Origin of the sequence: Protofrankia coriariae (assembly GCF_001017755.1) — a bacterium.
Lineage (GTDB): Bacteria > Actinomycetota > Actinomycetes > Frankiales > Frankiaceae > Protofrankia > Protofrankia coriariae.
Window position 1 is genome coordinate 36,350 of the sequence record NZ_JWIO01000037.1, and the last position, 8,691, is coordinate 45,040.

Sequence of the window (8,691 nt, forward strand, 5' to 3'; positions counted from 1 at the left end):
GGATCGACGCGGGCCGCGGCCACGAGATCCACGCGATCGAGGATCCGCTGGATGCGCTCCCGCGCGGTGAGCGACGCGCCCGCGCCCGGGCCGACCACGGGCAACCCCGGCGGCGAGCGGGACGATGCCACCGGGTAGCCAAAAACCAACGGATGACACCGCTCTCGACGAGGCCGAGAGTGAGGACGACGGCATGGTGCACCAAGCCCGGCAGACCATCCGTACTCACCCGTTGCGGCCGTCCTACCGGACGGGGAGTGTTCGTCATACCCTTCGCGCAACTTCCCGGCACGGCACACGTCCGAATCGGTAAAATATCACCGAACCGGGCACGCCGCGCCCCGACTGTCCACAGGAGCCAGACCGATGCCCATTGCCACCCCAGATGTCTACGCCCAGATGCTCGACCGGGCCAAGACGGAGGCATTCGCCTACCCCGCGATCAACGTCACGTCGAGTGAAACCCTGAATGCCGCGCTGAAGGGCTTCGCGGACGCCGGGAGCGACGGTATCGTACAGATTTCCACCGGCGGGGCCGAATTTCTCTCCGGCACCAGGGTGAAGAACATGGTGCTCGGCGCGCAGGCCCTGGCCGAGTTCGCCCACCATGTCGCCAAGGCGTATCCGGTCAACATCGCACTGCACACCGACCACTGTCCTGCCGGCAAGCTCGACACCTACCTGCGCCCGCTGGTCGCGATCTCCAAGGAGCGGGTGCTCAGGGAGGGCCGCGAGCCGCTGTTCCAGTCCCACATGTGGGACGGCTCCGCGGTCGAGATCGAGGAGAACCTCAAAATCGCCGACGCGCTGCTGGCGGACACGGCCCAGGCGAAAATCGTCCTGGAGGTGGAGATCGGTGTCGTCGGCGGCGAGGAGGACGGCATCGTCGGCGCGATCGACGAGAAACTGTACAGCACGCCCGAGGACATGTGGCGGACCGTCGAGGTCCTCGGCGCCGGGGAACGGGGCCGCTACCTGGTCGCGGCAACCTTCGGAAACGTGCACGGGGTATACAAGCCGGGCAATGTGAAACTCCGTCCGAGCATCCTGCGTGATGGGCAGCAGTATGTCGCGCAGAAGCTCGGGCTGCCAGCCGACGCCAAACCCCTCGACCTGGTCTTCCACGGCGGGAGCGGTTCCGACCTGTCCGAGATCCGTGAAGCGGTGGATTACGGCGTGATCAAGATGAATGTGGACACTGACACCCAGTACGCGTTCACCCGGCCGGTCGTCGACCACGTCTTCCGGAACTACGACGGTGTCCTGAAGGTGGACGGCGAGGTCGGCGTGAAGAAGCACTACGACCCGCGCAGCTACGGCAAGGCGGCCGAAGTCGGCATGGCCGCCCGAGTCGTGAAGGCGTGTGAGGACCTGCGTTCCGCGGGACGCTCCCTCGCCAACTGACCCCGCTCGGACGGGACGGCTCCACAACACGCTCGCCAGACCGGGCTTCGTCGTCCGGCTGGCGAGCGTTCGCGTGTGGGCGTCAGTCCCCGGGCATCGGGTGGCCGTCACCCGTCACCCGTCAGCGGTCATTCCGCATATGGCGCGGGTTCCGGAAAGGTCGCACCATCGTCGGATCACGGGTACGGTACACACCGTCCTGCCGTTCGATGTGTCTTCAGCGAAATCAACGGTGTTCCGCGCCGCGTGCGCCCGGCCGGCCGGGCCCGGCCTTTGGCCCGGAGCACGCAGACCGCCGGCTCGCACACGGGTTCCTACCCGGATAATCTGGTTCCGATCGTCACCGCCACGACGGGATACCGAGTTTTCCTGGCAATAAAAGTACGATGAAAGCAATAAGCGCGCGTACCCGTGCGCTACCATCCGCTCCCGAGCCCCGGCAAGAGCTGTCGGCCCGATGTGCGCATCCTCACGAAGCGGATTCCCCGCTTGTTCGGCGCCCAGCAATTGTTGTTATGGTCTGCGCCGTGCTCGCGATACAGCGAACACACGTCGGGCGGCACGCCGAATCCTGCCCTCGTCCGACGAAAACCCAAACTTGTGGCAGGAACGGGGGACCCACTTCCGGGCGCCGATATCGGGCGTCCTCGGGGTGAAGCCGCAAATGCGGCCGGGCAGTCCCAGCCCGAACCCGACAGCTCACTTCGCAGGCGTGGGGAAGGGCATAAAACCAATATGTCCAGTGCACGTTCCCGAAATCGACATCACGAAACCGGCCGAACCCGGCTGGGCGCTCGGGCGCTGGTGGTCGCTCCCGCCCTGGCCGCGGCGGTCAGCGGAAGCATCGTGATGTCACAACCCGCCAGCGCCGCCACCACCTGGGCACAGCTACGCCAGTGCGAGTCCGGAGGGAACTACAGCACCAATACCGGCAACGGCTACTACGGTGCCTACCAGTTCTCGCTGAGCACCTGGCAGAGCCTCGGCTACACCGGGCTGCCCAGCAACGCCTCGCCCGCCACCCAGGACGAGGCCGCGCTGAGACTGGCCAACCGGTCCGGCTTCGGCCAGTGGCCGATCTGCGGCCAGGGGATGGGCGCCGACCAGCTGGCGGCAGGCGCCAGTTCGTCCGGGGCCGGTTCGTCCGGGGCCAGTTCGTCCGGCAGCGGCTCGGTGAGCGCGGGTGGGTCGACCGGGTCGACCGGGACCCAGCGCTGGGTGGTGAGTCAGAGCGCGCAGCGTCTCGCGGACAACACGCTGTTCACCACCGGACTGATCTACCAGGTGCGCTCGGACGTACGAACCTGGCAGCGCCAGATGAACAGGCTCGGCTACCGGATCAGGATCGACGGCCGCTACGGCCCCCAGTCCGCCTTCGCCGCCACCCTCCTGCAGGGCTCGCGGGGCCTGCAGGTGGACGGCATCTGCGGCCCACGAACCCGGGCCGCCACCTTCGGCTGAACGACCGGCTGAACAACCCGGCAGTCGAACGGCCCTCGACGCGGCCGGCACCGCCCACCGGCGGCCCGCACGGCCCGAAAACAGGCGGCCCACCCGTGGCTGGACATCCGACGGATCGGGCTGGAGCACCACGGACAGCACAGCCATGATCTCTTCTCGTGTCAGGCCTCCGGCCGCATCCGGGAGAACCCCGGATCCGGCCGGCCTGGGAGCCGATCCCGCAGGGTCGGGAACCGACCCGGACGATCCCGCTCCCCGGTGTGCTCCAGAAGTGACAATAAGCACATTATCGATACGCAAGAAGCTTTACCCGTCACCATAAGTCACAGAATCCAGAGAAGGTGACCCCGCAGCGAAGCTGGGTCGCACCGTCAGGTACGGTGACACATTCACGGTGCTTAGCCCATTCGGGTGATAGCGGTCACGTGGGTGTAGTTCATCCGACACCCCGATTTGCTTCGATAGAACCAGACTCGCTAGAGTCCTCCCCACTCGCCGGATCGGTGAGGCCGCCCGGACGGACGCCGAGTCCTGTCCCCGTTCGGTACGGCCCGAGCTACCGCGGAGCCACAAGGACAGGATCGGGGGAACCACCATCCGGACGTCCTCTCACGGAGTCCTTGGGGTAAAGCCGGCAGCGTCTCTCGGCGTCGCCGGCCGGGCTTGATTCCCGCCCGCACCCGACAGCTCACCTCGTAGGCGACGGGAAGGACCGACCCACATGCCGTCTGGTGGCAGGCACCGCGCCCCGCAACCTCCCTCCACCGTCATGAAGGTTCTGCGTACCACCGGTGCCGTAACGGCACTCGTGAGCAGCGGCCTGGCCGTCACGGCCGCACCCGCGAGTGCGGCGACCGCTGACGACTTCGCCAAACTCCGCCAGTGCGAGTCCGGTGGCAACTACCGGATCAACACCGGCAACGGCTACTACGGCGCCTACCAGTTCGACGCCAAGACCTGGCACAGCCTGGGCTACTCCGGTCTGCCCAGCGACGCACCGCCGGCGCTCCAGGACGAGGCCGCCTACAAGCTCTACAACGCCCGCGGCTGGTCCCCATGGCCGTCCTGCTCGGCCAAGCTGGGCCTGACCCGCACCGGCCCGGCACCGTCGTCGTCCAGCAGCACCGCCGCCCCCGCTCCCAGCAGCCCGATACAGCGCGCGATCACTCCGGTGCAGCCGGCGATGACACTGGAACGCGCCAAATCCCTGTTGAACTCGGAGGACTTCACCGGGACGGCACTGTCCACCGCGCTGGCCTGCGAGGTCCGCCCCGACGCCTACGTCTGGCAGAGCGAGATGCGCCAGAAGAAGTTCATCCTCCAGGTGGACGGACGCTTCGGGCAGGAGTCCCAGGGCCTGGCATCGCTCTACTCGTATCTGACCCGGGTGGACGACGGCAGCACCGGTGTGGTCGGCAAGAACCTCTGGGACGTCACCGTCACCGACCCGGCCGTCCTGTAGCATACCGGGTGTACCTTTTGCGCCATTTTGTAGCTTGAAACTTTGCGGCCAAAGGCTTTTACGGCCAAAGGCTACGGAACGTTCAACGCCGTTCCTTTGCCGCCGGGTCGCGGCCGGGTGACCTACCCGCCTCGTACCCCGATCAAGTGATGGACCTACCGGTTCACCCCCTCCCGGTGGGTTCATCATCTGACGGATTTCCCTCCCCCAGTTGGATGCGCGGCCGATCGGATCCGGCAGGATGAGCCCCATGACAACCTCGCCCGGACGACCGGATCTGCTCGGTGGCCCACCACCGGCCAGGCTCACCATCGATCCCGCCGCGGCGCAGGCGCTGGGCGCCGGCGAAGATCCGGAGACCGTTGCCAGCCGCTTTCCCGACTCCAGTCTCGCCTGGGCAACCCTGGCCGAACGCTCTCTCGACGCCGGCAGACCGGTAACCAGCTACGCCTATGCCAGGACGGGGTACCACCGCGGTCTCGATCAGCTACGCCGCGCGGGCTGGCGCGGGCACGGGCCGATCCCGTGGTCCCACGAGCCCAACCAGGGCTTCCTGCGGGCGATCGCGGCACTGGCCCGCGCGGCCACCGCGATCGGCGAGACCGAGGAGGCCACCCGCTGCCGCGACTTCCTCGCCGACAGCGATCCCCAGGCGGCCGGCGTCCTAGGGCTCAAGACCACCTGAGCCACTCGTGAGCATCGCCTCACCAGCGTGGGGTATCCACAGCCTGCCGGCAGGCTACTTACGTCCGATGTAAGTTACGTCCGATGTAAGTTACAGGTGATGTAGGTAGGGGCGGATGGCGTTCGTCAATCGCACCGAAGAGCTTGCCGCGCTGGAACGCTGGTGGGCCTCGACCGACCCACGGCCGGCGGTGGTCTGGGGACGGCGCAGAGTCGGCAAGACCGCCCTGCTGCACCGCTTCGCCGCCGGACGGCGGTCGATCTTCCATACCGGCGCCGGCCGCGCCGCCCCGGGTGAGCTGGCGCCGCCTGCGCCCGTGAGGAGATCCGGAACTCGCCACCCGAAACCCTTACCATCACAGTCAGCGACATCTTCTCCCCGCCCTGACGCTGCCGGGCTCCGGGACCGGTCCGCTGTCGGCAGGTCGGTGGGGTCGACGGGTCGGCAGATCGACGGGGACGCTGGAGCGCGTGGCGGGCACCATCCCGATCCATGACGTCCGTAAACCGCCTCGAATGGGCCGGTGTCTCCAGGATTTCCTGGGCGGCACGACAAACGATGTGAATCCAGGGTTGTGGCCGCGACACCGAATTCACATCGTTCGGCAGCCACAGCCACAGCCGCCGGAACAGTGGCCTTGTTGTTTGCCGATACCGGCTTCAGTACGGACAAGGCCCGATGTATGCAGATTCGGTGCATACCGTGCTTCCATGCCCTCTGCCGAACACGAATCCCCGGTCGCCCTGACCAAGCTCGACCCGGACCTGATGGCCTGGCTGTTGGCCACCGTGTTCAACGTAAAGATGCCCTAATACCATCACGCCCGCACGGAGGCCACCGACGTCCACGTCATGGTCCCGCGCACCTACCACGCCGACGGCATGGTGCTGTTCTGTGATCCGATGGACCGGCCGCTACTGGCTGCCGTGCTGGAGGTCCAACGCGGCCGGGACCTCGCCAAACAGCGGACCTGGAAGCTGTACGTAGCCCAGCTGGAAGCCGAGCTGGACGTCGACACGGCGCTCGTGATCTTCTGCCCCGGCCCGGCGACAGCCCGCTGGTACCGGCGCCTGCTCCCCTCGGACGGGCCGAGCGGCCTGCTGCTCCAGCCGTTGATCTTTACGCCGGGTGACGTGCCGCTGGTGGTGGACGTGGAGCGGGCCCGGGCGAACCCGGCGCTGGTGGTGCTCTCCGCGCTCTGCCACGGCGGTAGCCCCGAGGTGGACACGGCGTTCCCGGCGCTGTTGGAGGCGTTGCGTTCCGTGGGCCCGAAGAAAGAGATCTTGTACTATGACGTTGTACTGGCCGGGCTGCCCGGAGCGGCCCGGGCCCGTCGGGAGGCTTTCATGACCACCACCGCCGATTACGAGTACCGCAGCGAACTGTTCCGCAACATCGCCGCCCGGCGGGATGGGGATGCGGTCCTGACCGTGCTCGACACGCGCGGCGTGCCAGTGCCCGAGGCTGTGCGCGAGAAGATCCTGGCCTGCACCGAGCAGGCCCAGTTGAAACTCTGGCTGCGCCGCGCGGTCACCGCTGCCACCGCCGCCGACGTCGTCAACGAGTAGCGCACCCAAGCGATCATCCCACCTACCCGCCGCCGGTGGCCCAGCCCTTGGCGAAGGTCTCTGTCTGGGTTGTGACGAGGTCGGTCGCATTCCGCACCGAGGCCGGCGGGCGGCAACCGTTCTGTTGACCTGCCCTGTCTACGAGAACGGCGGATCACACGGGCGACCGCTTCTCCTCCCCGTTGCTCCACCCATGGGCTGGGACAATGGATCGCATGGCCGACACCATCCCGATCTACGGGGTCCGCAACCGCGTTGAGAAGAACGGGCCCGCGATCCGCGACGCGCTCCGTCCAGACGATCGCGACATGTTCGTGGCGGAACTGCGGATCGCGCTGGCGGAGGCGGACAACACCCTCAACCTCGACCCTGTGAACGCGGTGATCGACAAGTGGTGGGGGCAGGCGGTGCTCACCGCCAACCCAGAGATCGAAGCCGGCGCTCTCGCGGACCGTCGACGCATAGCGGCTGGTCAACGACCCGCGCCGTCAGGACACCTATAACAAGCGCACCGAACTGTGGCGGGCGGTCTTCGGGTACGGGCTGCTGACATACAGCATCGAAGACCGATGGATCACCATCACCGTGCTCCGAGTCACCTGGATCGGTTAAAACACTGATCAAGCAGCATGAATCCCATTCACAACCTGATTAAGCAAACCGGCTTCTGTGACAGGAAGGCAGTTCATAGGCAGTAAAATCAGAAGAGTAGAGTATGGCTTTTTCGGGATGACTACCCGGCTCCTGGCCTGCGCCACCATCGAGCGCTGGCATCGGCTGGACCCATCAGGTGTCCCCGCATGCCCGCTTTGGGAACTCTGTGACGACACGCAGCCAACGAGGCCCGTCAGGACCGCTGGCCGACGCGCCGATCGTGCGCAGCCGCCACCCCCACGCCGGTTGCCCGACCACGGTGAGCCCGAAATGCTCGGCCACGCGTGCGAGGTTGCTGCGCATCCACTCCCGAAACCGCTCGTCCGCCTGTTCGACGTCCATGTCGCGCTCAGCCGTCATCGCCACCGTCATCGCCACCGCCGTCGACGAGGTGGCGCAGGTAGGCGCTCGGGTTGTCCAGGTAGCGCCGCCAGTGGTCCACCAGTTCCAGCTTCTCCCACCGAGTGCGCCGGAACCCGTGCTCGCCTATCTCGATGATGTCCGCATCCGGGGTCGCGGCCAGGATCGGGGAGTGTGTCGCGCAGATCACCTGCGCCCCGGACCGCCCCAGCTCGTACATACTGAACGGGTGGCCGTAGGGAACGCCCCGGGGGGGCGGCCATCGGCGCTATTGTGCTGGTCCCGGGGACGTGCGCCGGGGCTTTGCCATGGGCGAAAGCGAGTCCGGGTCGACGCGCTCCGGGCGGCCGTCACGCTCGGATGGCGCGGGTGGCTTCTCCCGCCGGTGCTCAGCGGTGGTGGACGTCGCGGCGAGGGTCGATGGCGACGACCGTGACGGTCATCGCTTTGTCGTCGATCCGGTAGATGACTCGGTAGGTCCCGCGCCGCGCGCTGAACCGGTCGTCCAGCGGCGGCATGAGCGGCTTACCCACCCGGGTAGGGCGCCTCCAGAAGCGGCCCGGTGATCAGTTCGTAGACCGCCGCGGCGACAGCCTGAGGAAGACCCTCGCCCAGCGCGCGGCGATCCGCTGGGGACATCTGGAGGACGTAGCGACCGACAGCACCGGTCACGCGGTGCCGAACAGGCGCCGCATGTCCTCGGCCAGCTCCTCCGCCGTCACGATCTCACCACGCGCAAGTTCGGCATCCGACTCCGCGAGCTGACGCATCGTCAGCGGGTCGCTGAGGATCGCAAGCGTCTCCTCAAGCCGTTCCAGATCCTCCACCGCGACCAGGATCGCGGAGGGGCGCCCGTGCACGGTGACGGTCACCCGCTCATGGTGATCGTGCACGCGACCGACCAGTTCGAACAGGCGGGCCTTGACCTCACCCAACGGCAACATCGCCATAGCCAGAAGTATGACCAACCCCAAGCGCGTACCGACCGCACCGAACACTCACCGACACCAACCCCACGCCAACCGCAACTCCAACGCCTTTGCAACTGAGACCGGAAATAAGACCAGATGATGCGCTAGTGCTGTGGCCCGATACGT

Annotated in this window: 11 protein-coding genes and 2 riboswitches; of the genes, 7 read left to right on the forward strand and 4 right to left on the reverse strand. The window is 67.0% G+C overall.

Features of this window, described 5'->3' with window-relative positions:
- The first annotated feature begins 366 nt into the window (after positions 1-366).
- The 7 genes from fbaA to FrCorBMG51_RS19095 all read left to right on the forward strand — a co-directional run bounded on the left by fbaA (position 367) and on the right by FrCorBMG51_RS19095 (position 7,083).
- Complete coding sequence (gene fbaA / locus FrCorBMG51_RS19070) at positions 367-1,404, forward strand: class II fructose-bisphosphate aldolase (protein WP_047224414.1); 1,038 nt, start codon at positions 367-369, stop codon at positions 1,402-1,404.
- A 579-nt stretch (positions 1,405-1,983) separates the two neighbouring features.
- A riboswitch (cyclic di-AMP (ydaO/yuaA leader) is annotated at positions 1,984-2,132 on the forward strand.
- A 7-nt stretch (positions 2,133-2,139) separates the two neighbouring features.
- Positions 2,140-2,865, forward strand: a complete 726-nt coding sequence (locus tag FrCorBMG51_RS19075; protein WP_047224415.1) for a transglycosylase family protein — start codon at positions 2,140-2,142, stop codon at positions 2,863-2,865.
- Positions 2,866-3,415: 550 nt separating this feature from the next.
- Positions 3,416-3,581: riboswitch (cyclic di-AMP (ydaO/yuaA leader) on the forward strand.
- Between the two features lie 5 nt (positions 3,582-3,586).
- Complete coding sequence (locus tag FrCorBMG51_RS19080) at positions 3,587-4,327, forward strand: transglycosylase family protein (protein WP_047224416.1); 741 nt, start codon at positions 3,587-3,589, stop codon at positions 4,325-4,327.
- A 250-nt stretch (positions 4,328-4,577) separates the two neighbouring features.
- Positions 4,578-5,012: a DUF3151 domain-containing protein gene (locus tag FrCorBMG51_RS19085; protein WP_047224417.1), complete on the forward strand. Its 435-nt coding sequence runs from the start codon at positions 4,578-4,580 to the stop codon at positions 5,010-5,012.
- A gap of 115 nt (positions 5,013-5,127) precedes the next feature.
- On the forward strand, positions 5,128-5,508 hold the full coding sequence (locus FrCorBMG51_RS31745; RefSeq protein ID WP_235433726.1) for an ATP-binding protein: 381 nt from the start codon (positions 5,128-5,130) through the stop codon (positions 5,506-5,508).
- A gap of 355 nt (positions 5,509-5,863) precedes the next feature.
- Positions 5,864-6,580 (forward strand): hypothetical protein, encoded by a 717-nt coding sequence (locus tag FrCorBMG51_RS19090; RefSeq protein WP_047224418.1) that lies wholly within the window; start codon positions 5,864-5,866, stop codon positions 6,578-6,580.
- Between the two features lie 215 nt (positions 6,581-6,795).
- On the forward strand, positions 6,796-7,083 hold the full coding sequence (locus FrCorBMG51_RS19095) for a DUF6247 family protein (protein ID WP_235433727.1): 288 nt from the start codon (positions 6,796-6,798) through the stop codon (positions 7,081-7,083).
- Positions 7,084-7,366: 283 nt separating this feature from the next.
- On the opposite strand, the gene FrCorBMG51_RS19100 is transcribed toward FrCorBMG51_RS19095, so the two are convergent.
- The 4 genes from FrCorBMG51_RS19100 to FrCorBMG51_RS19110 form a co-directional block, all read right to left on the reverse strand.
- Positions 7,367-7,594 (reverse strand): hypothetical protein, encoded by a 228-nt coding sequence (locus FrCorBMG51_RS19100; protein WP_047224420.1) that lies wholly within the window; start codon positions 7,592-7,594, stop codon positions 7,367-7,369.
- Positions 7,584-7,814 (reverse strand): hypothetical protein, encoded by a 231-nt coding sequence (locus tag FrCorBMG51_RS19105; protein ID WP_047224421.1) that lies wholly within the window; start codon positions 7,812-7,814, stop codon positions 7,584-7,586. The genes FrCorBMG51_RS19100 and FrCorBMG51_RS19105 overlap by 11 nt, the downstream gene beginning before the upstream one ends.
- 169 nt (positions 7,815-7,983) lie before the next feature.
- Complete coding sequence (locus FrCorBMG51_RS29880; protein ID WP_200902510.1) at positions 7,984-8,127, reverse strand: type II toxin-antitoxin system RelE family toxin; 144 nt, start codon at positions 8,125-8,127, stop codon at positions 7,984-7,986.
- A gap of 135 nt (positions 8,128-8,262) precedes the next feature.
- On the reverse strand, positions 8,263-8,592 hold the full coding sequence (locus tag FrCorBMG51_RS19110) for a type II toxin-antitoxin system Phd/YefM family antitoxin (RefSeq protein ID WP_200902511.1): 330 nt from the start codon (positions 8,590-8,592) through the stop codon (positions 8,263-8,265).
- Positions 8,593-8,691 lie beyond the last annotated feature (99 nt).

Bases quoted from the DNA above. Each gene is read 5' to 3' on its own strand.
- FrCorBMG51_RS19105 (WP_047224421.1), bottom strand. From the start codon at position 7,814: ATGTACGAGCTGGGGCGGTCCGGGGCGCAGGTGATCTGCGCGACACAC.
- FrCorBMG51_RS19085 (WP_047224417.1), top strand. From the start codon at position 4,578: ATGACAACCTCGCCCGGACGACCGGATCTGCTCGGTGGCCCACCACCG.
- FrCorBMG51_RS19100 (WP_047224420.1), bottom strand. From the start codon at position 7,594: ATGACGGCTGAGCGCGACATGGACGTCGAACAGGCGGACGAGCGGTTT.
- FrCorBMG51_RS19080 (WP_047224416.1), top strand. From the start codon at position 3,587: ATGCCGTCTGGTGGCAGGCACCGCGCCCCGCAACCTCCCTCCACCGTC.
- FrCorBMG51_RS19075 (WP_047224415.1), top strand. From the start codon at position 2,140: ATGTCCAGTGCACGTTCCCGAAATCGACATCACGAAACCGGCCGAACC.
- fbaA (WP_047224414.1), top strand. From the start codon at position 367: ATGCCCATTGCCACCCCAGATGTCTACGCCCAGATGCTCGACCGGGCC.
- FrCorBMG51_RS19095 (WP_235433727.1), top strand. From the start codon at position 6,796: ATGGCCGACACCATCCCGATCTACGGGGTCCGCAACCGCGTTGAGAAG.
- FrCorBMG51_RS31745 (WP_235433726.1), top strand. From the start codon at position 5,128: ATGGCGTTCGTCAATCGCACCGAAGAGCTTGCCGCGCTGGAACGCTGG.
- FrCorBMG51_RS19090 (WP_047224418.1), top strand. From the start codon at position 5,864: ATGGTCCCGCGCACCTACCACGCCGACGGCATGGTGCTGTTCTGTGAT.